This window comes from Bacteroidia bacterium (assembly GCA_037045145.1).
Classification (GTDB): Bacteria; Bacteroidota; Bacteroidia; order AKYH767-A; family OLB10; genus OLB10.
In genome coordinates, this window is record JBAOIA010000011.1 from 906,518 (window position 1) to 932,134 (window position 25,617).

Here is a 25,617-nt window from a genome sequence, read left to right on the forward strand (position 1 = left end):
TTTTATAAGTTTTGTTTAATTAAGTTGCATTGGAATGTCCATCAGTAATATTTCAGCGCCTTCGCTTTTAGCGATCAAATTTATTTCAGAGGTGTTCCACATACCAATAGCATCACGCTCATGCAACACATTGTTGTTGATTTCAAATTCGCCTTTAACTATCATGGCATAAATACCATTACCTTCTTTTTTTACTTTATATGTAGTGTTTTTATCTTTATCGAAGTTGCCCATGCTAAGCCATGCTTGTTGATGTATCCACAATCCGTTTTTTTCTGTTTCTGGCGATACAATAGTTTGCAATTTATTTTTTCTGTCACTAACTTTAAGTGAAAGTTGATCATATCGTGGCTTAACATTTTCTTTGTCGGGATAGAGCCATATCTGAAACAACTTTACTGCTTCTGTTTTACTGGCATTAAACTCGCTGTGAGTAACACCTGAGCCTGCGCTCATCACCTGTACATCGCCATATTTTATAATGCCGTGATTATTCATGTTGTCTTTGTGTTCCAATGCACCTTCTAACGGTATAGTAATAATTTCCATGTTGTCATGTGGGTGCGTACCGAAACCCATTCCGGGTTCAACATAATCGTCATTGAGTACGCGCAATACACCAAAATGCATTTGATTGGGATTGTAGTAGTTTGCAAAACTGAATGAATGTTTAGCTTTTAGCCAGCCATGGTCGGCATGACCTCTGTTTTCTGCTCTGTGAATTACTTTATTTTCCATATCTATAAAATTTATGGTACAAAAGTAGAATGACCTTAAGCAATCAACAATAACCTGAATTAATAAAGCAACTTAATGTAGATTAAGATAATTTGTAGTAATAGTTTTAATGTCAGTTTTTAGCCATGCGAGCACGCATCTTACTGAAAAATTCTGGAGTGACACCAATATATGAAGCAATATATTTCTGTGGCAAACAGGAAACCAATGCAGGATATTTAAAACAAAATTTTTCGAATCTATCTTCTGCACTCAATGAAAGTTTATCGAGAATCCTCTCCTGCTGACTTGCCATACTGTTCTCAATCAATATTCTGAAAAAACGTTCAAACTTGGGAATTTTATCAAACAATAAATTTCTGTTCTCTTTGGTGAGTATAACAATTTCACTTTCATCAATGGCATCAATAAATAAAATACCCGGCCTGCCTGTTATGCTGCTATAGAAATCACCAATCCACCAGCCTGGTGGTGCAAATTGTAAAATATGTTCTGTTCCGTTTTTATCAATATTGTATGCACGCAGGCAGCCTGAATTTACAAAGCATGATGCAGTATAAACTTCACCTGCCTGCATAATAAATTGCTTGCGTCTGATTAGCCGTGTGCTCAGCAGTGATGTAAATATTGTTTCTTCCTTTTCGGAAAGTGTGATTAACCTTGAAATGTTTTTTAGAATATGATTAAAAGGTTTGTTGCTATCTGTTTTTGCCATGCTGTTCAATATAATCAATCAGGGCATGAATAATTTTTATATGAATTTCCTGTGTTCTATCTGCATAGCCTGAATGTGGAACCCGGATTTCAACATCACAATGATTTTTTAATGCTCCACCATCTTTACCTGTCAATGCAATAACTATCATATTTTTTAATTGTGCCACTTTAGCTGCTTCCAAAACATTGGCAGAGTTGCCACTTGTGCTTATGGCTAAAAGAACATCGCCTTTATTGCCAACACCTTCAACAAATCTTGAGAAAACATAATTGAAACCATAGTCATTCCCAACACAACTCAAATAAGATGGATCAGAAATGCTGATTGCAGCAATAGGTTTTCTGTCATTACGATAACGTCCTGTCAGTTCTTCGGCAAAGTGCATAGCATCGCACATGCTGCCACCATTGCCACACGATATGATTTTGCCTCCGGCTGTTAGCGCAGTAGTCATCAGTTCACCGGCTTTAGTTACAGCTGCAATATTTTTTTCGTCCGACAAAAATGTCTCAAGTACTTTTTTTGCTTCTTCAAAATGCTGACGAATTATTTCTGACATAATTAAGTTTCTATAGCACAAAGATAAAAGATATTTTATGTTTATCTTTTTACTAGAATTTCTTATAAATGTATGAACTAATACAGACAATAACAGCCGATTGTGCTCATGTTGTTGATTGAAAATATGTTTGTGAAAGAAATTGTTTTTTATTTGCACTAATTCCATGGTTATGCAGGTAAAGAACAAAATATTTTTATCGTTACTAGCGGCAGTATTGCTTTCGCTAAGCTGGCCCGAGCGTGGACTAACACTGCTTATTTTTATTGCATGGGTGCCATTGTTTCTTTTGGAGGAGTATTGTCATCAGAATAAAGAACAGAAAAAGTTCCGACTGTTTGGCTGGACTTATTTTGCCATACTCGGGTGGAATGCATTAACCACATGGTGGGTTTGCAATGCCAGTTTTGGTGGAGGCTTGTTTGCTATTTTCTGCAATTCATTATTTATGACAGGTGTGTTTTATGCTTTTCATATAGTTAAAAAGAAAAAAGGACATGTATGGGGCTATGCAGCATTAATAATTTTTTGGGTTGCTTTTGAATACCTGCATCTGAACTGGGAGTTAAGCTGGCCATGGCTTACAATAGGAAATGTATTTGCCACAAAACCACAATGGATACAATGGTATGAATGGACAGGAGTGCTGGGAGGCTCGGTTTGGGTTTTATTGGTGAATATTTTAATTACAAGAATATTTTTTGCAACAGCAGAAAAATTAAAACGCAGTGTTATCTATGCGACAATTGCAATCATTTTTCCAGTTCTGATTTCCTTGCTGCGTTACAATACCTATAACGAAGAAGAGAATCCTGTTAATGTAATTGCTACACAACCAAACATTGACCCTTATGGCGAGAAATTTTCAGGGATGAGTAATGTGGATCAGTTAATTCAGGTATTACGTTTAGCCAACCTCGAACTCTACGATTCATCAGATGTTATTCTTGCTCCTGAAACTGCCATTGCCAATTCTATCTGGGAAGACGAGATAGAACTTTATCCGGAAATTAAACTCATCAGAAACTATTTGCAAGCAAATCCCGGAACAAGCATCATTATTGGTGCATCAACAAACCGTGCCTATCTGAATGGACAAAAGCCATCGTCAACAGCAAGAAAGTTTAAAGACCAGGATGGTTATTATGATTCATATAACACAGCTTTGCTTTTTGAAAATGGAAGACCTGCACAAATTTTTCATAAGTCGAAATTAGTTCCCGGGGTTGAAAAAATGCCTTATCCAAAAATTTTCGGGTTTCTTGAAAAACTTTCAATAGACATGGGTGGCACTGCAGGTAGTTTGGGTGTTCAGGATGAGCCAACAGTATTTACCACAAAAAACGGGATGGTTGTTGCTCCTGTAATTTGTTATGAATCTATTTATGGAGGCTATCTTGCAAAGTATGTCCGCAAAGGTGCACAGTGGATTTCAATCATTACCAATGATGGTTGGTGGGGCGACACTCCGGGCTACCGTCAGCATTTTAACTATGCGCGATTGCAGGCAGTTTCTCTGCGAAGAAGTATTGGCAGATCAGCAAATACCGGTATCAGCGGTTTTATCAATCAGCGTGGTGATACATTTCAACAAACGCCTTACTGGAAAGATGCAGTAGTGCGGCAGGCCATCAACAAGAACAATAAATTAACATTTTTTGCACAACATGGCGACTATCCGGGATTAATAGCTTCGTTTTTGGTATTACCCATTATTGTTATTACGTTTTTCGGAAAAAGAAAAAATCAGTAGGTTTTTTTCGGAATTTTGTGCAGTAAAATTTAATAGTGATGGAAAATTTTGATGTGGCAGTAATTGGCTCCGGCCCCGGTGGCTACGTAGCTGCAATTCGTTGTGCTCAACTAGGCTTTAAAACAGTGCTGATAGAAAAGTATAATACACTTGGTGGTACTTGTCTGAATGTTGGATGTATTCCTTCAAAAGCATTACTCGATTCGTCCGAGCATTATTTTAATGCTGTAAATAAATTCAGTGAGCATGGTATAAAAATCAAGGATATTAAAGCCGATTTTGAGCAGATGATTAAGCGCAAAGCGCAGGTTGTTAAACAAACTTGTGATGGCATTAGCTTTCTGATGAAAAAAAACAAAGTTACGGTTATGACCGGTCATGCCACTTTTGTTGATACAAAACAATTGAGTGTTGTTGATACTAATGGAAAGTCAAATGAAATTGGAGCAACTAATATTATAATTGCAACAGGTTCAAAACCATCATCACTACCGGGTATTGAAGTTGATAAGAAGCGTATCATCACCTCAACAGAAGCCTTGGAACTGAAAAATATTCCCAATCATTTAGTTGTGATAGGTGGTGGAGTTATTGGTCTGGAGCTGGGATCTGTTTATGCACGATTGGGCGCTAAGGTTACGGTTATAGAATATATGAATACTCTTATTCCGACAATGGATCGTGCCTTAGGAAAAGAATTGCAAAAAGTGTTGAGTAAGGAAGGGTTTACTTTCTTGCTTGGACATAAAGTGCAAACGGTAAAAACATCAGCAAAGCAAGTTGACGTTGTTGCAGAAAGTAGTGATGGTAAAACAGTTACCATCTCAGGAGATTATTGTTTGGTAGCTGTAGGCCGAAAGCCTTATACAGAGAATTTAGGTTTAGACAAAGCAGGGGTTGCAGTTGATGACAGAGGCAGAATTATTACAGATGAGAAGTTACAAACCAACGTACCTGGAATTTACGCCATTGGTGATGTGATAAAAGGAGCTATGTTAGCTCATAAAGCTGAAGAAGAAGGTGTGTTTGTTGCAGAACAGCTTGCCGGTCAGCAGCCGCACATCAATTACAGACTTATTCCAGGAGTTGTTTACACATGGCCGGAGGTTGCATCTGTTGGCTACACAGAAGAAGAACTTAAAGAATCAGGAATAAAATACAAGACAGGTAACTTTCCGTTCAAAGCCAGTGGCAGGGCAAGAGCCAGTATGGACACTGATGGTTTTGTGAAAGTATTGGCAGATATTACTACTGATGAAATACTGGGTGTACATATTATAGGCCCTCGTGCGGCAGATATGATTGCCGAGGCTGTTGTTGCAATGGAATATCGTGCATCGGCAGAAGATATTTCACGGATTTGTCATGCGCACCCAACTTTTACAGAGAGTTTTAAAGAAGCCTGTCTTGCAGCTACTGCAAACAGAGCTATACACATCTGATTAACGAAATACCCCTAACATAAAATTTATGAATATTCAGATAAGAGAAATTATTACCGTATCTATGATATTGTTTTCGGTAATAGACATCATTGGCTCCGTACCTGTAATAATAGGTATCAGAAAAAGTGTTGGCACCATTCACCCCGAGAAAACATCGTTGGTAGCATTGATGATTATGATAATTTTTCTCTTTGTAGGAGAAAATATTCTTTCATTAATTGGACTTGATGTTTCTTCTTTTGCCATTGCAGGCTCATTCATTCTTTTTTTTCTTGCCTTAGAAATGATTCTGGGTGTAAAACTTTATAAAGATGAAATGCCGGCATCGGCAAGTATTGTTCCAATTGCATTTCCACTCATTGCAGGTAGTGGCACAATGACTACTTTACTATCCTTACGCAGTCAATATGATATGTTTACAATTATTATTGGCGTACTGTTAAATATGATTTGGGTTTACCTCTGTCTGAAAAATCTTGGATTTATAGAAAGATTGCTTGGTCCAACAGGAATTGCTATTGTCAGAAAAGTTTTCGGATTTATTTTATTAGCTATTGCAGTAAAACTTTTCAGAAGTAATCTTGGAATATAAACTCATGGCTAAAAAAAAATTCTATGTTGTTTGGAAAGGCGTAATGCCTGGAGTTTATCGTTCATGGGATGATTGTAAAAGACAGATAGATGGTTTTGCCGGAGCTTTGTATAAGAGTTTTGAAACAGAAAATGCAGCGCTTGCCGCTTTCCAAAAAGGGTTGTCGGGTTTTCAGAAAAAGGGTGAATCACAACCGTTGCTTCAAGTAGAAAAAACATCATCAAAACCAATCAAAGAAAGCATTGCAGTTGACGGTGCATGGAATACGAAAACATTGGAAAGCGAATACAGAGGAGTGGATGTAAAGACAGGTAAACAACTTTTTCTTAAAGGCCCTTATGCTGATGGCACTAACAACATTATGGAGTTTTTAGCAATTGTTCATGCATTGGCTTACTGTAAACGACATCAGATAAATAGGCCCATTTATTCTGATAGTATGACAGCTTTGAAATGGGTAAGTACAAAGAAGGCAAATACTAAATTAGTTTCAACAGGTAGAAATGACGAATTATTTGAATTAATTGACCGTGCCGAAGAATGGCTTAAGTCAAATACTTATGTCAACAAACTGCTTAAGTGGGAAACACAAATCTGGGGTGAAAATCCTGCAGACTTCGGACGCAAGTAATAGAAAGTTGATGTTTTTATTATCAATTCTTTTAAATTTACATTACCAAAGCACATTTTTTTCTAAAACAAAAAAGCAAGAACGGCAATCCAGCGTATTCAAAAACAATAGGTTGTAAGTGAAAACTGATTTATATCATATCAATACTTAATTGCCGTCATATAATTACTATTTTAGTCGAAGTAGGTTTGTGACCGTTTTTTATGAGTGTACTTATTATACTTATTGGTGCTAGCCTGGTGGTGGCAGCAGGCTTCTTGGTTTCTTTTTTTTGGGCCGTTCGCAGCGGGCAGTATGATGATGATTACTCGCCTTCAGTGCGTATTCTTTTTGAAAATGAAACAACTTTAACATCAGATAAATCAAACACAAATAATACAGATAACTTGAACTTATGACACTAGAAAAGTTTCGCTACGACAACAAGATTGTTGCCATGTTTGCATGGGCTACTGTAATATGGGGTATTGTGGGCATGCTTGTCGGCCTGTTAGCCGCCTTCCAGCTCCCTTTTCCTGCATTAAATTTTGATGCACATACAACCTTTGGTCGCATCAGACCACTACATACCAATGCAATCATTTTTGCTTTTGTGGGTAATGGAATGTTTATGGGAATTTATTATTCGCTGCAACGATTGCTCAAAGCAAGAATGTATAGCGACATATTAAGTCATATCCACTTTTGGGGCTGGCAATTAATCATTGTTGGCGCAGCAATTACACTTCCTTTGGGAATTACTGCCAGTAAAGAATATGCAGAATTAGAATGGCCACTTGATATTGCCATCACCATAGTTTGGGTAATATTTGGTATCAACATGTTTGGTACGCTTATTCGCAGACGTGAAAGACATCTTTATGTTGCCATTTGGTTTTATATTGCAACTGTTGTAACTGTTGCTGTGCTACATATTGTAAACTCACTTGCAATTCCGGTTACTTTATTTAAAAGCTATTCTCTTTATGCAGGTGTACAGGATGCATTGGTGCAATGGTGGTATGGACATAATGCAGTTGCATTTTTTCTAACAACACCTTATCTGGGATTGATGTATTACTTTCTGCCAAAAGCGGCCAACCGCCCTGTCTATTCCTATCGTCTTTCAATCATTCACTTCTGGTCATTAATATTTCTATATATCTGGGCAGGACCACACCACTTGCTTTATACTGCATTGCCGGATTGGGCACAATCATTAGGTGTTGTGTTTTCAATAATGTTGCTTGCGCCATCATGGGGCGGTATGATAAATGGTTTGCTGACCTTGCGTGGTGCATGGGATAGAGTACGTGATAATGTTGAATTGAAGTTTTATGTGGTTGCCGTTACTGCTTATGGGATGGCAACATTCGAAGGCCCTATGCTTTCGCTAAAATCGGTTAATGCCATCAGTCACTTTACCGATTGGACAATTGCCCACGTACATATTGGCGCACTTGGATGGAATGGATTTTTAACTTTTGGAATTCTTTACTGGCTCATCCCAAAATTATTTAATACCAACTTATTTTCTAAAAAATTAGCAGGCATACATTTTTGGCTTGGAACACTTGGCATTGTATTCTATGCAATTCCACTTTACTGGGCAGGCATAACACAACATTTTATGTGGAAAGAATTTACTGAAGATGGTGTGTTGCGTTATCCCAATTTCCTTGAAACAGTAGTTCAGGTTGTCCCTATGTATAAATTGCGTGCATTAGGTGGATCGCTTTATTTACTTGGCTCATTGGTGATGGTTTACAACCTGATAAAAACTGCAAGGGCAGGCAAAATGATTGCTAATGAAGAGGCAGAAGCACCGGCATTAGAAAAAAATTATGTTGCTCATGACGACCATTGGCATCGTTGGATAGAACGCAAACCTGCTCAAATGCTTATTGGAAGTCTTATTGTAATTCTCATAGGAGGAATGGTTGAAATCATACCAACATTTATGGTGAAGTCAAACGTGCCAACTATAGCAAGCGTTAAACCATACACCCCTCTCGAATTGCAGGGTCGTGATATCTATGTACGAGAAGGTTGTTACACATGCCACTCACAAATGGTACGACCGTTCCGTTATGAAACTGAGCGCTATGGTGAATATTCCAAGCCTGGTGAATTTGTATATGATCATCCGTTTCAATGGGGTAGTAAGAGAACCGGTCCGGATTTGCATCGCGAAGGAGGAAAATATCCAAACTCATGGCACTATAATCACATGCTTGATCCGCAAACAATGTCGCCCGGAAGTATTATGCCTTCTTATGCATTTATGATTGATGATGATTTGGACACCAACACTACTGCTGCAAAAATTCGCGCCATGCAGAAATTAGGTGTGCCTTATCCTGACGGATATGATGCACAAGCCAACAAAGACCTGATGAAGCAGGCAAACAGTATTGCATCTAATCTTGAAAAAGATGGTATTAAGGTTATGGGTAATAAAGAGATTGTAGCTTTAATTGCATACTTGCAAAGACTAGGTGTTGATATTAAAGCTGAAAAGAGTACTGCATCTGTAAATTAAACGGGAGGGATATTATGTATAAAGAAGTAATGTCAACAATACAAGATATCAGCATTTATCCTGTAATATCATTTGTCATATTCTTTGTGTTTTTTACCCTTGTTGGAGTATGGGTTTTAAAATCAAAGAAAGAAGACTTTGAGTCAATAAGTAAATTACCTTTAGAAGAAACAAACGATTAAAATCTTAAGTAATGAAAAAGATAATTAATTTGATATGTTTGATAATGTTAATCTCATTATCTGCACTGGCCGGTGATAATACACAGGCATCAGAAACAGCAAAAGTTACAGCTGCTCAACCTCCGGATTGGGCAATGAATGGCAATACCTACCTCATTGCATTTGTAGTAATTGTTTTGCTTGCTACTATTTTTGCATTGTACAAAAGCAGTCTGAAGCTGATTAGAAAAATAACTTCGTTTTGTTTTGTTATGTTTATATCTGCTTCTGCATTTGCAGCAGATGCTACTGAATCAAAAGAAGCACCAAAGGTAACACCAATACAACCCCCTGATTGGGCATTACATCCCAATACTTATCTCATTGCATTTATAGTTCTTATTTTGCTTGCAACAATTGTGGTGTTGTATAAGACAAATATGAAACTCATCAAATTGATTGCGCCACATGCATTTGATGATATGAGGCAAACTACAGAAGAGGGTGCCGTTTCAGGTGTAAAAAATCGTGAAACATTTATGCGTAAAGTATATTTACGCCTAGTGGATAGCGTTCCTATTACCAAAGAACAGGATATTCTTTTAGATCATGACTATGACGGTATTCAGGAACTTGACAACAACCTGCCTCCGTGGTGGAAATGGGGATTTTATATTACAATTATTGCTGCTGTGATTTATATGCTGGCTTATCATGTTACAGGAACAGGAAAATTACAGGCCGAAGAATATGCTGATGAACTTGCTGTTGCAGCAAAACAAAAAGAAGAACGCATGAAAAATTCAGCAGAAAATATTACAGAAGAGAATGTGACAGCTTTGGTTGACGCAGCAGAAATAGCAAAAGGGAAAGATATTTATGATAAAAATTGTTCTGCTTGTCACATGGCTGATGGTGGTGGAATGGTTGGACCAAACCTTACCGACAATTACTGGCTGCATGGTGGCGGTGTAAAAAATATTTTTAAAACAATTACTTATGGTGTTCCTGCTAAAGGAATGATTAGTTGGCAGGCACAGCTTTCACCAAAACAAATTCAGGAAGTAACTTCATTTATTCTGACACTTCATGGAACAAAACCTGCTGCGCCTAAAGAGGCACAAGGTGATGAGTGGAAAGATGATGCTACTGCAGCTGCAAAAGATACCACTGCCGTAGCAACAGCAGAAGCAACAGTTAGGTAATTTAATCTCTTTTTTATGGTGGAGAATAAAATGGAGCATATTGATGAATCGTTCAGAGATAGTATTGCAACTGTTACTGAAGATGGTAAACGTGCATGGATATATCCAAAGAAACCCAAAGGCAGATATTACAATGCCCGAACTTGGGTAAGCGTGGTGTTTCTGATAATATTCTTTGCCTTGCCATTAATTAAGATTAACGGACATCCTTTTTTTCTGCTCAATGTTGTAGAACTAAAGTTTGTATTGTTTGGTATTGCATTTTTTCCGCAAGACTTTTATCTGTTTGTATTGGCCATGCTCACTTTTGTAGTTTTTATTGCATTGTTTACAGCGCTATTCGGAAGACTTTGGTGTGGCTGGACATGTCCGCAAACCGTTTTCATGGAAATGGTGTTTCGCAAAATCGAATACTTGATTGAAGGTGATTTTATGAAACAAAAAGCCCTCAATAAACGCGCATGGGATGCTGAAAAGATTAGAATCAAAACCACAAAGCATATTGTGTTTTTTTTCATAGCTTTTCTAATTTCCAATACTTTTCTGATGTATATAATAGGATTTGATGAATGGGAAAAGATTATTACCGATAATCCGGCAGATCATATAGGCGGGTTATTTGCTACTGTAATTTTTGCAGGAGTATTTTATGGTGTTTATGCACGTTTTCGCGAACAGGTTTGTATAGTGGTTTGTCCTTATGGCCGCTTACAGGGTGTCATGCTCGACCCTAATACTGTGGTTATTGCATATGACTATAAAAGAGGTGAACCAAGAGGAAAACTTAGTAAAGACAACAATGAACATGGCGATTGTATAGACTGCAATCAATGTGTTCAGGTTTGTCCTACAGGTATTGATATTCGAAATGGAACACAACTTGAATGTGTAAATTGCACAGCTTGTATGGATGCCTGTGATGACATTATGGATAAAATCCAGAAGCCACGTGGACTCATCAGATATACAAGTGAGAATGCCATTAAGAATAATGCTAAATTTAAAATTAATTCGCGCATTATTGGATATTGCATAGTCTTAACGATATTGTTTTCTACGTTCGTAGTTTTATTAGCAAGACGTAGTAATATTGAAACCACTATTTTGCGATCGTCCGGACTGTTATACCAGAAGCCTGATGAAGCACATATCAGCAACCTGTATAACATTGCTCTAGTAAACAAAACTTTTGGTGATATGCCAATTGAATTAAAAATTGTTGAACCAAAAGGGCAAATTAAGTGGGTAGGTAATGGCATTACGCATCTTAAAGAACAATCAGTAGCACAGAGTACTTTTTTTCTGATACTACCCAAAACGGAAATTAAAAAAACAAAAACAAAAGTGGTTTTTGAAATCTGGTCAGAAGGAGAAAAAATAGATCGTTATGAAACTTCTTTCTTAGGGCCCAATAATTAATTAGAAATGAAATTCAACTGGGGACATGGTATAGCATTGGTATTGATAATATTTGCTGCTTCAATATTAGTCTTTGTTTTTGTGGCATCCAAACAGAAGAACGAATTGGTGACAGAAAAATACTATGAGAAAGCAGTAGCTTATCAGCAAAGAATTGATGCAGAAAAAAATGCATTAAACCAAAACGCTGATGTTAAATACAATATTAGTTCAGGGCAGCTAATGCTGACGTTAGGCAAAAGTATGTCAAACGCAAATGGCACTTTTCAATTTTATAAACCGGATAATGCAGGTAAAGATTTTAATACCTTATTTCAAGTTAATGATACCGGATTTTATAGCGCTACAATTCCGCAATTAACTCATGGACAATGGAAGGTTAATGTAAGTTGGAATATTGACAGTTTAGAATATTTTTACGAGAAAAAAATTTTTATTCCATAATGAACGAATACGCATTCTATTATGCAGCTTTGCTACTGGGTTTCCTTGGTAGCTTTCACTGTGTAGGAATGTGCGGTCCTATTGCACTCATGCTTCCGGCAAATAAATTAGATAACCGCAGCGCGGCATTTTTTAGCAGACTGGCTTACAACATTGGTAGAATGATAACCTATATGTTCATTGGAATGTTATTTGGATTGCTGGGTGCCGCTTTTGTTCTGAATGGATTTCAGAAACAATTGAGTATTATTTCCGGAGTAATTTTGTTGTTAGTTGCAATATTTACTTTAATTCCTTCCACCAGAAAAAAAGTACTAGGTGTTTCATCAAAAATAAATATTCCGTTCAGAGGTATTTTAAAAAAACTATTTTCCGGAAAAACAACCTTGCATCATTTTGGTATAGGTGTCATTAATGGGTTTCTTCCATGTGGATTTGTGTATGTGGCAACAGCGGGAGCTATTAATTCAGGCAGTATTCTAAATAGTGTTCTGTATATGGCCTTTTTCGGATTAGGTACTTTTCCTGTTATGTTACTTGTTTCCTATGCAGCATCGTGGTGTAATTTTCCGTTTTCAAATTATGTAACAAAAGCAACGCCTTGGATATCTGCTGCATTAGCGATATTTCTTATTTACAGAGGGGCTTTTATGAATATTAACTCCGATTGTCATAAACATTCACATCCGCCTGTAATGATTGAATGTAGTAAGCCAGAGGCTCTTTAAAATTTGTTTTAAAGGATTTCGATTACCGCTGTTTGGTGGCTGAATGATATTTGTATATTCGCAACGCTACATTAAATCGGAAAAGGTAAATGAGTCATAAATTATTGGACGCCTTGATGCACCTTTTTGCCATTCTGGCAAATGCCGAAAAATTTTCTCTCGAAGGTAGAAGCATAGTTGAATCTTTTTTACGTCAGCAAATCAGCCGAGCTTATGTTTTGAAATACCTTGATTTGTTTGATGAGTATCTTGAAAGTATTAGAGGTAAGGCAACAGAAGGAAAATCAAAAAAGCGACTTTCTGTAAACTCCGTAAAAGTACTGCGTATCTGTACAGACATCAATGCAGAACTTGATACCCGGCAAAAGCATATTGTCTTAATGCGACTGATAGAATTCGTTTATACCTCTGAAAAAGTTATTGACAGTCAGGAGCGCGAATTTCTTTATACAGTTGCAGAGGTTTTTCATATTTCAACTGATGATGTACAGTTGTGTATTGAATTGGCTTGTAATAGTACAGAAGATAAATATTCTGATACCCCTAAATATTTGGTGTTGACTTCGCAAGATGATAGCAACGGTTTGACTACAAAGATCCAGAATATTTCAGGACTAAGTGGTGTTTTCCGTTTCTTATATCTTAGAAAAGCAGGATTGCTTTTTATACGATTTCATGGTTCTGAATCTTTTACATTGAATGGATTGCCACTCAATGACGATTTGTGTTATGTTTTTTCCGCAGGGTCAGTTATAAGAGGCTCAAAAGTAAACACGATATATTACACTGACATTATTAGATTGTTTTCGAATTTTAAGCAGCAAAGTTTATTGCATTTTGATGTGCAACATGTGTATTACGAGTTTTCAAATGGTAAACGTGGCCTGAATGATGTTACCTTTAGTGCAACATCAGGAAATCTTGTTGGTATTATGGGTGGTAGTGGTGCCGGAAAATCCACATTACTTAATATTTTAAATGGAAACAATAAGCCTACACAAGGTAAAGTTACGATTAATGGAATAGATCTGCATAGGGAGTCGCATCTGCTTGAAGGTATGATAGGATATGTGCCGCAAGACGATTTGCTGATAGAAGATTTGTCAGTCTATCAAAACTTGTTTTATAATGCAAAACTTTGTTTTGGTAATTTGTCTGATGGAGAAATTGATGAACGTGTAAAAATTCTATTACAAAATGTAGGCTTAATTGAAGCAAGTCATCTGCGTGTTGGAAACGCACTCAGTACATCTATCAGTGGAGGACAACGTAAACGACTCAACATTGCTTTGGAATTAATCAGGGCACCGGAAGTGCTTTTTGTAGATGAGCCAACTTCCGGATTGTCTTCTCTCGACTCGGAGAACGTTATGGATATGCTCAAACAGCTTGCCAATCAGGGTAAACTTGTTTTTGTTGTAATACATCAGCCATCGAGCGATATATTTAAAATGTTTGATAAACTTTTTGTACTCGATATTGGTGGCTATCCTGTATATTTTGGTAATCCCGTTGATTCAATATTATATTTTAAGCAACGTGCTTCTTTTGCTGATGCCGATTATAGTGAATGCGGCACCTGTGGCAATATAAACCCTGAACAGGTTTTTTCTATTCTTGAATCGAAAGTGATGGATGAGTTTGGATATCCAACACAGCAACGAAAGCTAACTCCCGCAGATTGGTATCAGTTGTTTAAGGAACATAACAACAGTTATAGTAAAGCAAATCAGAGAGAACCTATTCAGCGTAGTACAAATCAGAAACCCGGCTGGATACAACAGTTAAAAGTGTATATCACGCGTGATATTCTTGCCAAGCTTAAAAACAAACAGTATATGCTCATTACATTTCTTGAAGCACCTGTGCTGGCAGTTATTCTTGCTTGGTTTCTCAGATATTTTCATCCGGGAGGTAGTTATATTTTTAGTGAGAATAAAAATCTTGTCGCGTATCTTTTTATGGCAGTTATTGTTGCCATTTTTATGGGACTCACTGTAAGTGCTGAAGAAATAATCCGCGATAGAAAGATGCTTAAACGCGAACAGTTTCTCAACCTCAGCAGAGGCAGTTACCTATCATCAAAAATTCTGGTGCAGTTTTTAATATCGGCCATACAGACATTTTCGTTTGTTATTATTGGAAATTTTATTTTCGGAATTCAAAGCATGAATTTAGATTATTGGCTGATGCTTTTCTCTGTTTCCTGTTTTGCTAATATGCTTGGACTAAATGTTTCATCCATGTTCGACAGTGCCGTAACTATTTATATTCTTATTCCTTTTCTGATAATACCACAAATAATTTTAAGTGGTGTGATGGTAAAATTTGAAGATTTGAATCCGCATCTTACCTCACAAAGGCACGTGCCATTGATTGGAGAGATGATGGTTTCGCGCTGGGCATTTGAAGCACTTGCAGTGAATCAGTTTGGCGACAACCCTTATCAAAAGAATTTCTTTAATGTGGACAGGCAAATGAGTGAAGCTACATATAAGAAAGATTTCTGGCTGCAGAAATTGAATGATATTGCTGTTGGCGTTTCTAAAAATAAATCTAAAAACCCGAAAGAAGATGTTGAACTTATTACAAATGAATTGCACAAAGAGGCTTTAATTAATAAAAATTTCAAACATGCACTTGACGTGGAAAAGTTTGATGCCTCAAAGATTGCAGTTGAAATGAAATATCTGGCTGATACACTTCGTAATTACTACATCGAAATGTATAATAGTGCATCTGCTGCAAAGGATAGTTTTGTAAATAAAGAATTGAGGCATTCAACAGTAGCGGTATTAAATAAGCAAAAAGAGAAATACACCAACAATGCCTTGAATGACCTTGTCTTAAACAAGAATGATTTTACTTTTCTTGTGCAAGATGAAAATAGTATTGTGCAAAGATTTCAGCCTGTTTATATGCAGCCAAGTCCATCAGCGATTTTCAGAGCGCCTTTGTATGTTTATGAGAAAAATTTCTTTGGAATGAAAACGCAGACATGGTATGTGAACCTTTTTGTGATTTGGCTAATGAGCTTTATGATGATGGTTGCACTTTATTATAACATTTTCAGAAAGTTTATTGCTTGGATAGGGCAGAGTAGAAAGTGATAACAAGCATTTTAAAATTCTTCAATAAAAAACTGCTATTAAATCATTTTTTATTTGAATGATTTAATAGCAGTGAAGTTTTATTTTGCTATTTTATTAAAAAAGAACTGTTAGCCACATTTACTGTGTCCGCAACTTTTGCATTTAATACAACCCTCTTCAAAATACAATCCTTCCTTGTCGCCACATTCTGCACAAACTTTATCATTTACTTTTGTGCCGTCAGGAATAAATTGTTTCAAGGCACGCATGACACCGTTTTTCCAGGTGTTGATACTGTCAGAATAAAGATGTAGGTTTTCTACCAGATTAACAACCTGCGGTATAGGCATTCCATGTCGCAATACACCACTAATCAGTTTGGCGTAGTTCCAAAACTCCTTATCGAACGAACGCGATAGTCCTTCAATAGTTACTTTGAATCCTTCTTTATCATTAAACTGAAAATCGTATCTCGATTTTCCATGTCCGTTTTTACTCTTGATAATCCACCCGGAAGAAACCCATGCAGGAATACTGAATGCATCCTCTGCCTTACCGGTAAAAATTTCGTAAGGTTTATTATCTAATATGCCAATGTATGCAATCCATTTTTCATCTGCATTCATAAAACGGATAACTTTTGCAGCAAGTATTTCCGGGCGCTTGGGAGCACTCGATTCTGTTAATACAGGTTGTGCTTTTTTCTCTTCTTTTTTTACCAACACACCACTGCGTGAACCTTCTCTGTAAACGGTAATACCTTTTAGTCCGGCACTCCATGCCTGCATATAAATTTCTCCAACGGTTTCTGCCGAAACATTTTCCGGAAGATTAATAGTGGAACTGATAGAATGTGTAGTATATTTCTGTACTACTGCCTGCATTTTTATTCTTTTTTTCCAGTCAATTTCATTGGCGGTACTACCTGCATAAGGACTTTTGCTGTAGTCGGTATTATTGTTTGCAGTCATCCATTTTTTTAATCCATGATGATAAACTTCAAATTCCTGCCATGCATCGCCAGACTGATCAACAAAACTTGTTTTAGCCTTACTGTCTTCTGCATTAACTTTTCTTCTTCGTTTATAGCTGAGCATGAACACTGGCTCAATACCTGATGATGTTTGTGATAGTAAACTTAGGGTTCCTGTTGGAGCAACTGTACTTATGGAAATATTTCTTCTTCCATATTTCATCATTCTGTTGTAAATGTCAGGCAACTCAGCTTTCATCATATTGACAAACTCAGACTGGTCTTCAATTGCAGTATCGAAGCCTTCAAAAGTTCCACGTTCTATGGCCATATCAATACTTGAATCAAATTCTGCACGACATTTTTCTTTCATCATCATTTCTACCATGCTAAGTGCATTGTCAGAGTCAAATGCTATGTTCATAGCAGCAAGTGCATCGGCTAGTGCTGTAAATCCAAGCCCTGTGCGTCTTCCTTTCTTTCCTGCTTCATACAATGTTATCCATGTACGCATTTCTACTTCTTTAATATAATCCGGCTCGGGATCTGATTCTATTTTTTGCAGTATTCTTTCAATAGCTTCCAATTCCAAATCAACTAGTCCATCCATGAGTCGTTGCGATTCATAAGTAACTTCATAAAAACGTGTGAAGTTAAATTTAGCCTTTTGTGTAAATGGATGATCAACAAAACTTAATAGGTTGATGGCAATTAATCTGCAACTGTCGCCTCCCTGCATTGCAATTTCAGAGCAAGGGTTTGTTGACACATTTTTAAATCCGGGATAAACGGAAGATGTAGAATAATGATGTTGTCTGTCCCAGAAAATAATTCCAGGTTCTGCAGTACGATGTGCACAGGCAATGATGGTTGTCCATAATTCGCGTGCATTAACTTTTTTCTGTATATATGGCTCCGGTGAATCAACAGGGAATCTCAGATTAAAGTCAGTATTTTCATTAACGGCAACCATAAACTCATCTGATAGTTTCACGGAAATGTTAGCACCGGTAACTTTACTCAGGTCTTGTTTTATGGTGATAAATTTTTCTACGTCAGGATGAGCAATATCTAATGTAAGCATCAATGCACCTCTGCGTCCGAGTTGAGCAACTTCTCGTGTGGTATTCGAAAAACGCTCCATAAAAGATACAGCACCGGTAGTGCTACCTGCAGCATTAGAAACACGCATACCTTCAGGTCTGATAGTAGAAAGGTCTAAGCCCGCACCACATCTGCGCTTATATAATTGTGCAAGCTGCTGGTCTGCAAAAAATATTCCACCGTATGAGTCATGTAATTCAGGCAGTACAATACAATTAGATAATGATGCAATCATAAATGGATTGCCCAGTGCAGACATGACACTGCCTTGAGGAATAACATATCGGAAACGATTGAATAGTTCTGTGATTTTTTCTGTAGAAAGCTGTTCGCGTTTTTTTCCATAATCCGATAGATGCGAAGTTCTGCTGCCATCGTTCAACAAATTGTATTTTGCTTCAACTCTGGCAAATTCACGTGCCATACGTAAATGCATGTCCTGTGGTGTTCGCTCTACAAATTTTCCTTCTTTGTTTTTCATGGCGTATTTATTCATCCATGTAGTAGCTGCAAGTTCATCGCCTTCAAAATATTCGAGGCTTGCTTTCAATACGCTGTCATATTCGTAGGTTGTCATCTGATTCTCGATGGTAATGGTTTCTATCAACATATTTTATAATTCTTATTTGTTTTAGTCAAGCAATAATATAGACAAAAAAAATTCTTTCATAAGGTTTTGACTAATATTTATCAGACGTTTTTAACAACCCTTGTTCACTTTTTTATTATCAACAAAGTGTATTTGACAAAACGTTTGAATAATAGGCGATTGGTATATTTGCTAACACGGAATTAAAAACAAATGATTATTATCATTAGCAAAATATAATCAAATCATTAAGCAATAGAAAATCTATTTGCTTCTTCGTACCTTTTAAAATAAATATGAAATTCAAGACAATTATCGAGCCTTTCAGAATTAAAATGGTAGAACCTATTCACCTCAGTACAGAGGAGCAAAGGATAGGTTATCTGAAGCAGGCACATTACAATCCATTTCTTCTAAACAGCAATCAGGTACTTATTGATTTTCTGACCGATAGTGGTACTTCTGCAATGAGTTCCGATCAATGGTCGGCCATGATGAATGGTGATGAGTCGTATGCCGGTGCCAGCAGCTGGCTGCGTTTTGAAAAAGAAGTACAAAGCCTTACGGGAATGCCATTTGTGTTGCCCACACATCAGGGACGGGCGGCAGAAAGAATTCTTTATGGCAAACTCGGTGGCAAGGGTAAAACCTTTATCAGTAATACCCACTTTGACACTACAAGGGCAAATATTGAGTTTAGTGGTGCCGAGGCAATAGATATTCCGGTGAAGGAAGGACTTGATTTTATGTCTGATTTTCCTTTTAAAGGAAATATGGATATAGCTATGCTCGAAAAAACTATTGCTGAAAAAGGTGCAGCCAATATAGGAGCAGTAATACTAACCGTTACCAATAATAGTGGAGGTGGGCAACCTGTGAGCATGGAAAATGCCAAGGCTGTTGCTGATGTATGTCGCAAAAACAAAGTGTTGTTTGTTATTGACTGTTGTCGTGTTGCAGAGAACAGTTATTATATTCACCACAATGAAGCAGGGTATGGAAATAAAACGTATAGACAAATTGCAGAAGAAATGATGTGTTTGGGCGATGCTGCTGTTATGAGTGCTAAGAAAGATGCATTAGTCAATATGGGTGGATTTCTTGCCATAAAGGATGCAGATCTTGCAGAATCGTGTAAACAATTGCTGATTATAACTGAAGGTTTTGCCACTTACGGAGGGCTGTCCGGACGTGATATGGAAGCAATAGCAGTTGGCTTGCAGGAAGTGTTTGATCCGGGCTATTTGAATTATCGTATTGTAAGCACCAGATATTTGGGCGAGAATATAAAATCCAAAGGAGTGAATATTATTTATCCTGTAGGTGGACATGCTGTTTATGTTGATGCAAAGAGTTTGTATCCGCAAATACCCTCACATGAATATCCCGGACAGGCTCTGGTGTGTGAGTTGTACCGTATTGGGGGTTTACGCAGTGTTGAAATAGGATCTGTAATGTTTGGAAAGTATGATTCAAATGGTAAACTAATTCCTGCTCCTATGGAATTGGTACGACTTGCTGTTCCAAGAAGGGTTTATACACAGAGCCACATTGACTATGTGATTGAAATTTTTGATGAAATAGTACGTACAAAAGATAAAGTTAAAGGATTAAAGATTGTAAAAGAGCCACAGTTTCTGCGACATTTTACAGCGCATTTTGAGCCACTGTAGGTTTTATTGTGATTAACAATTGAACAATATTTAATGTAGATAAGCTTATGTAAAACCTGAAGTTGTTAGCAGCACTTACCAGCCACCGGTAGCCCCACCGCCTCCTGTGCTTCCACCACCGAAGCCTCCAAATCCGCCTCCGCTGCCACCACCCCAACTGCTGCCACCGCCTCCCCAAACACCACCACCTCCGGAGGAGTTACGTCTGTTGTTGGCTGCATTTAAAAGCGTCCATGCTGTCCAGAAACTTAAATTGTTGAGATGTGCATAGCGCCTTACTGAAAAAACTTTCAGAAGCATAATCACACCGAAAATAAAAAATACAAAAAGTATAGGTGCCCATGCTGGTGAATTGTTTTTTGCATTTTCACCATCAGATACGTATTCGCCTTTTGTTCGCTGCATAATTTCTGTTACTGCAGCATCTAGTCCGTTGTAATATTGTTGCGATTTGAATGCAGGCTTTAGTGTCAGCTCAATTATTCTTTTACAAATGGCATCAGGCAAGGCACCTTCAACACCATAACCCGTAATGATGGTCATGCGTCTGTCTTCCATAGCAGCTAAAATCAACACACCATTATCTTTATTCTTTTGACCAATACCCCAATCTCTGAAAAGTGTAATTGCATAATCGTCCACAGGATACTCTCCGGTGCTGCGAATCAGTACAATAGCAATTTGTGTAGAAGTGCTGTCATTGAATTTTACAAGCTTTTGTTCTAAAAGATTTTCATCAGCATCATTTAATACTCCGGCAAAGTCGTTGACTAGACGTGGTGGATTGTTTTGGGGAGGAATTTGTTGTGCATAACCTACTGTTGCAATCTGAAGCAACAATAGCATCCAGAATAAAAGTGGACGCACCTGTTTTTTAATCACCAAAAACCATTTCATTGGAAAGCTCGTCTGAATCATTCTTTGCAACAGGGAAATGTTTTTTTAGTTTCTGTCCTGTTTCTTCAATAGCATGTAAAAGGCCACCGGTATAATCTTTTCTCTTAAAGAATGGAATCATTTCTTCTTTTACCTTGTCCCAAAAAACCTGACTTACAAACTCATGAATTCCACTATCTCCAATAATGGCGAATTGTCTGTTTTCAATAGCTACATAAATCAAAACTCCATTGTGAAGTTTGGTTTCATGCATCTTGAGGTTTTCAAAAACTTCGGCTGCGCGGTCAATAATTTCACTCTTTATTTTGCTGTCAATAAAAATTCTGATTTCTCCGGAGGTATGTTTTTCTGCTCGCGCTATTGCATTCTTCAACAACAGTTGTTGTTCATCAGTAAAGTAATCGGCAGCATTGCCCATAATTAAAATTTAACCTCAGGAGCTTTATCAGCACCTTTATCAGATTGAAAATAACCTTTTGATGAAAACCCAAACATGCCGGCAAGTAATGTTTGAGGAAATTTGCGTATGTAGGTATTAAACTGTTGTGCAGCCTCGTTAAAATCTTTACGTGCCACCGCAATTCTTCTTTCTGTTCCTTCAAGCGTTGCTTGCAATTCAAGAAAATTCTGATTGGCTTTCAGTACCGGGTAGTTTTCAGTCACCATTAGCAAGCGGCCTAATGCAGTGCTTAATTGCCCTTGTGCTTCCTGAAACTTTTGAATATTTTCTGGCGTAAGTTTATCCGGATCAACTTTTACTTGTGTTGCCGATGCACGTGCTTCAACAACTGCTGTTAATGTGCCTTTTTCAAATTCTGCAGCACCTTTAACGGTATTTACTAAGTTTGGAATAAGGTCCATTCGTTGTTGGTATTGATTTTCAACTTGTGCCCATTTTCCTTTAACATTTTCATCGGCAGTTACCATGCTGTTGTAGGTACCTGCAAACAATCGGTATATTATAAATACTACAACAAGTACAATACCAATGATTACTACTGAACGTTTCATACTATATGATTTATGGTTTATAAGTTAACGTGCCAAAACTAAGTGCTTTCATAATTCCCATTTCTGTAAATAGGTAAAAGTTTAAAAATTATAGGTGAATAGTATTTTTTTTACGGATAAGGTAAATTTTTTCAGCTGTCAAATTTATTAACATTGCATTTCATAGTTTAATAACGGTATGTTAAAGACTGTAGCAATTGAAATTACCGGAAAAGTTCAGGGTGTGTTTTTTAGAAAATATACACTGCAAACCGGACGTAGGTTGAATCTTTGTGGCTTTGTACGAAACCTCACTGATGGTTCGGTTTATGTTGAGGCAACAGGAAGCGAGTTGCAGTTGAAAGAATTGGTTGCATGGTGCCACAAGGGCTCACCCCTGGCAGTAGTGAAGCAGGTTCTTGTCCGAGAAATTTCTGTCATTCACAAGGAGCCATTTCAAATTCTTTAGTAGGTGTAAGTAAAATATAAAACGGCTACTTTAGCCGACTCATGAGTGGAATAAAAAAGTTAGCCGGTCAAACAGTTCTTTATGGTCTGAGTAGCATTGTTGGGCGTATGCTAAATTACTTGCTCGTTCCTATATATACCCGCATTTTTTCTCCAACAGAATATGGTGTTGTTTCTGAACTTTATTCCTATTCAGCATTTCTTTTGATACTGTTTACTTACGGCATGGAAACAGCTTTTTTTAATTTCATGCAGAAAGAAGAAAATAAAAATAAAGTTTATGAAAACTGTATTTCACTAGTTTCTTACACAACAGCATTTCTGGTGTTGCTGATGATATTATTCTCATCACCATTGGCAGCAACCATTGAATATCCCGGAAAAGGAAACTACATCATCTGGTTGGCAATGATTATTGGTTTTGATGCTATCACGGCCATTCCATTTGCAAGACTGCGGCAACAAGGTAAAGCATTACAGTTTGCTTTATTAAAGATTGCAGGAATCGTAATTAATATAGGCTTGAATTTATTTTTTCTTATTGGCTGTCCAATATGGATTAAAGGAAATGATGGTTTGTTATCACAACTTGCAGTAACTTTTTATTCACCAACAGTTGGTGTAGGGTATGTGTTTATCTCAAACGTCATAGCCAGTGGATTTACCATGCTTTTACTCTACCGTCAATTCAGCAATCTAACATGGCACCTCGACACTACTTTAATAAAAAGAATGATTTATTATGCATTTCCATTACTTATTGCAGGATTTGCAGGTATGGTAAACGAAACTTTCGACCGTGCTGTTTATAAGTATTTAGCTCCCGATGCCAATCATGCCTTGCGCGATTTGGGAATTTACAGTGCCTGTTACAAACTTAGTATCATCATGACATTGTTTGTCCAGACATTTCGATATGCTGCCGAGCCATTTTTCTTTGCTCAGCACGATAAAGAAGATAAAAAAGAGACTTACTCTAAAATTATGACATGGTTTGTAATTACCTGTTCTTTTATTTTCTTAGGTGTCATGTTATTTATTGATGTCATTAAACTTTTTATTGGTGAACAATTCAGGTCGGGCATAGATGTAGTACCTGTGCTATTGCTTGCAAATCTTTGCCTTGGTGTGTTTTACAATTTAAGTATGTGGTATAAACTCACAGAAAAAACCCGCTTTGGAGCATATTTTTCAATTTTCGGAGCAGTGCTTACCATAATTCTGCTGTTTGTGCTTATCCCTTCATTTGGATATATGGGTGCTGCGTGGGCAACCTTTATAACTTATTTTGCTATGATGGTTGTGTCATTCGTCACAGGACAAAAACATTATCCTATTCCCTATAAAGTTAAGAATGATGTGTTTTATGTCTTATTATCACTAATGCTGTTTTCGCTCTCTGTCTATCTGCAACAACAACTTGATTTACCGAATTCTGTTAAATGGATTGTTAATATAATTTTACTCTTTATTTTTCCGTTTGTAGTTTTTAGAATGAATAGAGCAGTGTTTGTTAAGAAGCAAAATGTAGAATCGCGGAAGAATACAATAGGAAGAAGGGATTGAGTTTATATTTGATAAGATTCAATATTTTTGCAAATAGTGTAATATTAAGAAATGCATAACAAAACAGAAGTAAAGATTATAAATAAGTCAGCGCATCCGCTTCCTGCTTATGAAAGCAGCAGTGCTGCAGGGATGGATTTAAGAGCTGATGTAAAAGAAGCAGTAACGCTTAATCCTTTAGAACGTGCGCTTGTACCAACAGGAATTTATATTGAGTTGCCCCATGGATTTGAGGCACAAATCAGACCCAGAAGCGGACTTGCAGCCAAGCATGGAGTTACTGTACTTAACACTCCCGGAACAATTGATGCCGACTACCGTGGTGAGATAAAAGTTATTTTGGTGAATTTGTCATCTGTACCATTCACAATAAATAATGGCGAAAGAATAGCGCAAATGGTTGTGGCAGCACATCAACAAGTAGAGTGGAAAGAAGCAATAGAATTGTCAGAAACTAACCGTGGCGTAGGCGGGTTTGGCAGTACAGGTAAATAATTGATGAATAGTTTTATCAATTAACATTTTGTTATAATTACTCATTTCATAGAATAATAGTTTTGAACTCAAATAAAATTGTGTGGTTGAATCATTAGTTATCATACCAACTTACAACGAAAAGGAAAATATTCAGAAGATTATTAAAGCTGTTTTTAATCTGCTGAACACTTTTCATGTATTGGTTATTGATGACAATTCATCAGATGGTACTGCCGATTTGGTGAAACAACTTTTACCTCAGTTTCCGGAGTCATTACATTTGGTTCAGCGAAAGGGGAAAATGGGTTTAGGCACTGCTTATATACATGGATTCAAATGGGCACTGGAACGCAACTATCAGTATATTTTTGAAATGGATGCGGATTTCTCTCACAATCCTGCCGACTTACAGCGTTTGCTCGATGCTTGTAAAAATGGAGGTGCCGATGTAGCTATAGGGTCTAGATATATCAATGGTGTGAATGTTGTAAACTGGCCAATTGGAAGAGTCATTATGTCTTATTACGCCAGTGTATATGTACGTCTTATTACACGCATGCCCGTTCGTGATGCCACAGCAGGATTTAAATGTTACAGGCGTAAAGTACTTGAAACATTGGACTTGTCAAAGATTAAGTTTATGGGATATGCTTTTCAGATAGAAATGAAATTTGCTGCCTGGTGCAGTGGCTTTCGAATTATTGAAGTTCCTATAATTTTTACGGATCGTACCGAAGGTAAATCAAAAATGAGCAGCGGTATCTTCAAAGAAGCTTTCTTTGGAGTTATTCAAATGAAAATAAAAAGCTGGTTCAGCAAATACACACTATAATATCAATTGCCTTTTAATTGGCTACCTTGCTTTGATAAAATA

At 37.1% G+C, this 25,617-nt stretch carries 24 protein-coding genes; 17 read left to right on the forward strand and 7 right to left on the reverse strand.

Going from position 1 to position 25,617, the window contains the following annotated elements:
* Positions 1-15 precede the first annotated feature (15 nt).
* The 3 genes from V9G42_05065 to lpcA all read right to left on the reverse strand — a co-directional run bounded on the left by V9G42_05065 (position 16) and on the right by lpcA (position 2,015).
* Positions 16-738, reverse strand: coding sequence for a pirin family protein (locus V9G42_05065; GenBank protein ID MEI2758789.1), 723 nt, complete (start codon positions 736-738; stop codon positions 16-18).
* Positions 739-850: 112 nt separating this feature from the next.
* Positions 851-1,453, reverse strand: coding sequence for a Crp/Fnr family transcriptional regulator (locus V9G42_05070; GenBank protein ID MEI2758790.1), 603 nt, complete (start codon positions 1,451-1,453; stop codon positions 851-853).
* Positions 1,437-2,015 carry a D-sedoheptulose 7-phosphate isomerase gene (lpcA, locus tag V9G42_05075; GenBank protein MEI2758791.1) on the reverse strand — a complete coding sequence of 193 codons (579 nt, stop codon included), beginning with the start codon at positions 2,013-2,015 and terminating at the stop codon, positions 1,437-1,439. The genes V9G42_05070 and lpcA overlap by 17 nt, the downstream gene beginning before the upstream one ends.
* A 172-nt stretch (positions 2,016-2,187) precedes the next feature.
* Between lpcA and lnt the strand changes: the two genes are divergently transcribed.
* The 12 genes from lnt (at position 2,188) to V9G42_05135 (ending at position 16,024) form a co-directional block, all read left to right on the forward strand.
* Entirely contained in the window at positions 2,188-3,768 is a 1,581-nt protein-coding gene (gene lnt / locus V9G42_05080) for an apolipoprotein N-acyltransferase (protein MEI2758792.1), read from the forward strand.
* Between the two features lie 38 nt (positions 3,769-3,806).
* A complete protein-coding gene (gene lpdA / locus V9G42_05085) occupies positions 3,807-5,210 on the forward strand; it encodes a dihydrolipoyl dehydrogenase (protein MEI2758793.1) in 1,404 nt (467 codons plus the stop codon).
* Between the two features lie 28 nt (positions 5,211-5,238).
* The gene (locus V9G42_05090; GenBank protein ID MEI2758794.1) at positions 5,239-5,805 is read left to right on the forward strand and encodes a MarC family protein; all 567 of its coding nucleotides are present in this window, start codon (positions 5,239-5,241) and stop codon (positions 5,803-5,805) included.
* Between the two features lie 4 nt (positions 5,806-5,809).
* Entirely contained in the window at positions 5,810-6,436 is a 627-nt protein-coding gene (locus V9G42_05095) for a ribonuclease H family protein (protein ID MEI2758795.1), read from the forward strand.
* A 203-nt stretch (positions 6,437-6,639) separates the two neighbouring features.
* Positions 6,640-6,834, forward strand: a complete 195-nt coding sequence (gene ccoS / locus V9G42_05100) for a cbb3-type cytochrome oxidase assembly protein CcoS (GenBank protein MEI2758796.1) — start codon at positions 6,640-6,642, stop codon at positions 6,832-6,834.
* Positions 6,831-8,957 (forward strand): cytochrome-c oxidase, cbb3-type subunit I, encoded by a 2,127-nt coding sequence (ccoN, locus tag V9G42_05105; GenBank protein MEI2758797.1) that lies wholly within the window; start codon positions 6,831-6,833, stop codon positions 8,955-8,957. Before ccoS ends, ccoN begins: the two co-directional genes overlap by 4 nt.
* Before the next feature lie 29 nt (positions 8,958-8,986).
* Positions 8,987-9,139 carry a CcoQ/FixQ family Cbb3-type cytochrome c oxidase assembly chaperone gene (locus V9G42_05110; protein ID MEI2758798.1) on the forward strand — a complete coding sequence of 51 codons (153 nt, stop codon included), beginning with the start codon at positions 8,987-8,989 and terminating at the stop codon, positions 9,137-9,139.
* A gap of 11 nt (positions 9,140-9,150) precedes the next feature.
* Positions 9,151-10,323: a cbb3-type cytochrome c oxidase N-terminal domain-containing protein gene (locus tag V9G42_05115; GenBank protein MEI2758799.1), complete on the forward strand. Its 1,173-nt coding sequence runs from the start codon at positions 9,151-9,153 to the stop codon at positions 10,321-10,323.
* Positions 10,324-10,338: 15 nt separating this feature from the next.
* The gene (gene ccoG, locus V9G42_05120; protein MEI2758800.1) at positions 10,339-11,742 is read left to right on the forward strand and encodes a cytochrome c oxidase accessory protein CcoG; all 1,404 of its coding nucleotides are present in this window, start codon (positions 10,339-10,341) and stop codon (positions 11,740-11,742) included.
* A gap of 6 nt (positions 11,743-11,748) precedes the next feature.
* Positions 11,749-12,186 carry a FixH family protein gene (locus tag V9G42_05125; protein ID MEI2758801.1) on the forward strand — a complete coding sequence of 146 codons (438 nt, stop codon included), beginning with the start codon at positions 11,749-11,751 and terminating at the stop codon, positions 12,184-12,186.
* On the forward strand, positions 12,186-12,914 hold the full coding sequence (locus tag V9G42_05130; GenBank protein ID MEI2758802.1) for a sulfite exporter TauE/SafE family protein: 729 nt from the start codon (positions 12,186-12,188) through the stop codon (positions 12,912-12,914). Before V9G42_05125 ends, V9G42_05130 begins: the two co-directional genes overlap by 1 nt.
* Positions 12,915-13,003: 89 nt before the next feature.
* Positions 13,004-16,024 carry an ATP-binding cassette domain-containing protein gene (locus V9G42_05135; protein ID MEI2758803.1) on the forward strand — a complete coding sequence of 1,007 codons (3,021 nt, stop codon included), beginning with the start codon at positions 13,004-13,006 and terminating at the stop codon, positions 16,022-16,024.
* Positions 16,025-16,134: 110 nt separating this feature from the next.
* On the opposite strand, the gene V9G42_05140 is transcribed toward V9G42_05135, so the two are convergent.
* A complete protein-coding gene (locus tag V9G42_05140) occupies positions 16,135-18,693 on the reverse strand; it encodes an adenosylcobalamin-dependent ribonucleoside-diphosphate reductase (protein ID MEI2758804.1) in 2,559 nt (852 codons plus the stop codon).
* Positions 18,694-18,968: 275 nt separating this feature from the next.
* On the opposite strand from V9G42_05140, the gene V9G42_05145 reads away from it, so the two are divergent.
* Positions 18,969-20,345 (forward strand): tryptophanase, encoded by a 1,377-nt coding sequence (locus V9G42_05145; GenBank protein ID MEI2758805.1) that lies wholly within the window; start codon positions 18,969-18,971, stop codon positions 20,343-20,345.
* 75 nt (positions 20,346-20,420) lie between these two features.
* On the opposite strand, the gene V9G42_05150 is transcribed toward V9G42_05145, so the two are convergent.
* The 3 genes from V9G42_05150 to V9G42_05160 are packed head-to-tail and all read right to left on the reverse strand — an operon-like array spanning position 20,421 to position 22,253.
* Complete coding sequence (locus V9G42_05150; GenBank protein ID MEI2758806.1) at positions 20,421-21,242, reverse strand: TPM domain-containing protein; 822 nt, start codon at positions 21,240-21,242, stop codon at positions 20,421-20,423.
* Positions 21,220-21,660 (reverse strand): TPM domain-containing protein, encoded by a 441-nt coding sequence (locus V9G42_05155; protein ID MEI2758807.1) that lies wholly within the window; start codon positions 21,658-21,660, stop codon positions 21,220-21,222. Before V9G42_05155 ends, V9G42_05150 begins: the two co-directional genes overlap by 23 nt.
* A 2-nt stretch (positions 21,661-21,662) precedes the next feature.
* Positions 21,663-22,253, reverse strand: coding sequence for a LemA family protein (locus V9G42_05160; protein MEI2758808.1), 591 nt, complete (start codon positions 22,251-22,253; stop codon positions 21,663-21,665).
* A 178-nt stretch (positions 22,254-22,431) separates the two neighbouring features.
* On the opposite strand from V9G42_05160, the gene V9G42_05165 reads away from it, so the two are divergent.
* From V9G42_05165 to V9G42_05180, 4 genes are all read left to right on the forward strand, one after another.
* Entirely contained in the window at positions 22,432-22,701 is a 270-nt protein-coding gene (locus V9G42_05165; GenBank protein ID MEI2758809.1) for an acylphosphatase, read from the forward strand.
* Positions 22,702-22,742: 41 nt separating this feature from the next.
* Complete coding sequence (locus V9G42_05170) at positions 22,743-24,266, forward strand: polysaccharide biosynthesis C-terminal domain-containing protein (GenBank protein ID MEI2758810.1); 1,524 nt, start codon at positions 22,743-22,745, stop codon at positions 24,264-24,266.
* Positions 24,267-24,317: 51 nt separating this feature from the next.
* Positions 24,318-24,761, forward strand: coding sequence for a dUTP diphosphatase (gene dut / locus V9G42_05175; protein ID MEI2758811.1), 444 nt, complete (start codon positions 24,318-24,320; stop codon positions 24,759-24,761).
* Between the two features lie 82 nt (positions 24,762-24,843).
* Positions 24,844-25,575: a polyprenol monophosphomannose synthase gene (locus tag V9G42_05180; GenBank protein ID MEI2758812.1), complete on the forward strand. Its 732-nt coding sequence runs from the start codon at positions 24,844-24,846 to the stop codon at positions 25,573-25,575.
* The last annotated feature ends 42 nt before the right edge of the window (positions 25,576-25,617 follow it).

What these genes read in the sequence shown, in the direction of transcription:
- V9G42_05065 (MEI2758789.1), bottom strand. Translation starts at nt 738, where the DNA reads ATGGAAAATAAAGTAATTCACAGAGCAGAAAACAGAGGTCATGCCGAC.
- V9G42_05070 (MEI2758790.1), bottom strand. Translation starts at nt 1,453, where the DNA reads ATGGCAAAAACAGATAGCAACAAACCTTTTAATCATATTCTAAAAAAC.
- lpcA (MEI2758791.1), bottom strand. Translation starts at nt 2,015, where the DNA reads ATGTCAGAAATAATTCGTCAGCATTTTGAAGAAGCAAAAAAAGTACTT.
- lnt (MEI2758792.1), top strand. Translation starts at nt 2,188, where the DNA reads ATGCAGGTAAAGAACAAAATATTTTTATCGTTACTAGCGGCAGTATTG.
- lpdA (MEI2758793.1), top strand. Translation starts at nt 3,807, where the DNA reads ATGGAAAATTTTGATGTGGCAGTAATTGGCTCCGGCCCCGGTGGCTAC.
- V9G42_05090 (MEI2758794.1), top strand. Translation starts at nt 5,239, where the DNA reads ATGAATATTCAGATAAGAGAAATTATTACCGTATCTATGATATTGTTT.
- V9G42_05095 (MEI2758795.1), top strand. Translation starts at nt 5,810, where the DNA reads ATGGCTAAAAAAAAATTCTATGTTGTTTGGAAAGGCGTAATGCCTGGA.
- ccoS (MEI2758796.1), top strand. Translation starts at nt 6,640, where the DNA reads ATGAGTGTACTTATTATACTTATTGGTGCTAGCCTGGTGGTGGCAGCA.
- ccoN (MEI2758797.1), top strand. Translation starts at nt 6,831, where the DNA reads ATGACACTAGAAAAGTTTCGCTACGACAACAAGATTGTTGCCATGTTT.
- V9G42_05110 (MEI2758798.1), top strand. Translation starts at nt 8,987, where the DNA reads ATGTCAACAATACAAGATATCAGCATTTATCCTGTAATATCATTTGTC.
- V9G42_05115 (MEI2758799.1), top strand. Translation starts at nt 9,151, where the DNA reads ATGAAAAAGATAATTAATTTGATATGTTTGATAATGTTAATCTCATTA.
- ccoG (MEI2758800.1), top strand. Translation starts at nt 10,339, where the DNA reads ATGGTGGAGAATAAAATGGAGCATATTGATGAATCGTTCAGAGATAGT.
- V9G42_05125 (MEI2758801.1), top strand. Translation starts at nt 11,749, where the DNA reads ATGAAATTCAACTGGGGACATGGTATAGCATTGGTATTGATAATATTT.
- V9G42_05130 (MEI2758802.1), top strand. Translation starts at nt 12,186, where the DNA reads ATGAACGAATACGCATTCTATTATGCAGCTTTGCTACTGGGTTTCCTT.
- V9G42_05135 (MEI2758803.1), top strand. Translation starts at nt 13,004, where the DNA reads ATGAGTCATAAATTATTGGACGCCTTGATGCACCTTTTTGCCATTCTG.
- V9G42_05140 (MEI2758804.1), bottom strand. Translation starts at nt 18,693, where the DNA reads ATGTTGATAGAAACCATTACCATCGAGAATCAGATGACAACCTACGAA.
- V9G42_05145 (MEI2758805.1), top strand. Translation starts at nt 18,969, where the DNA reads ATGAAATTCAAGACAATTATCGAGCCTTTCAGAATTAAAATGGTAGAA.
- V9G42_05150 (MEI2758806.1), bottom strand. Translation starts at nt 21,242, where the DNA reads ATGAAATGGTTTTTGGTGATTAAAAAACAGGTGCGTCCACTTTTATTC.
- V9G42_05155 (MEI2758807.1), bottom strand. Translation starts at nt 21,660, where the DNA reads ATGGGCAATGCTGCCGATTACTTTACTGATGAACAACAACTGTTGTTG.
- V9G42_05160 (MEI2758808.1), bottom strand. Translation starts at nt 22,253, where the DNA reads ATGAAACGTTCAGTAGTAATCATTGGTATTGTACTTGTTGTAGTATTT.
- V9G42_05165 (MEI2758809.1), top strand. Translation starts at nt 22,432, where the DNA reads ATGTTAAAGACTGTAGCAATTGAAATTACCGGAAAAGTTCAGGGTGTG.
- V9G42_05170 (MEI2758810.1), top strand. Translation starts at nt 22,743, where the DNA reads ATGAGTGGAATAAAAAAGTTAGCCGGTCAAACAGTTCTTTATGGTCTG.
- dut (MEI2758811.1), top strand. Translation starts at nt 24,318, where the DNA reads ATGCATAACAAAACAGAAGTAAAGATTATAAATAAGTCAGCGCATCCG.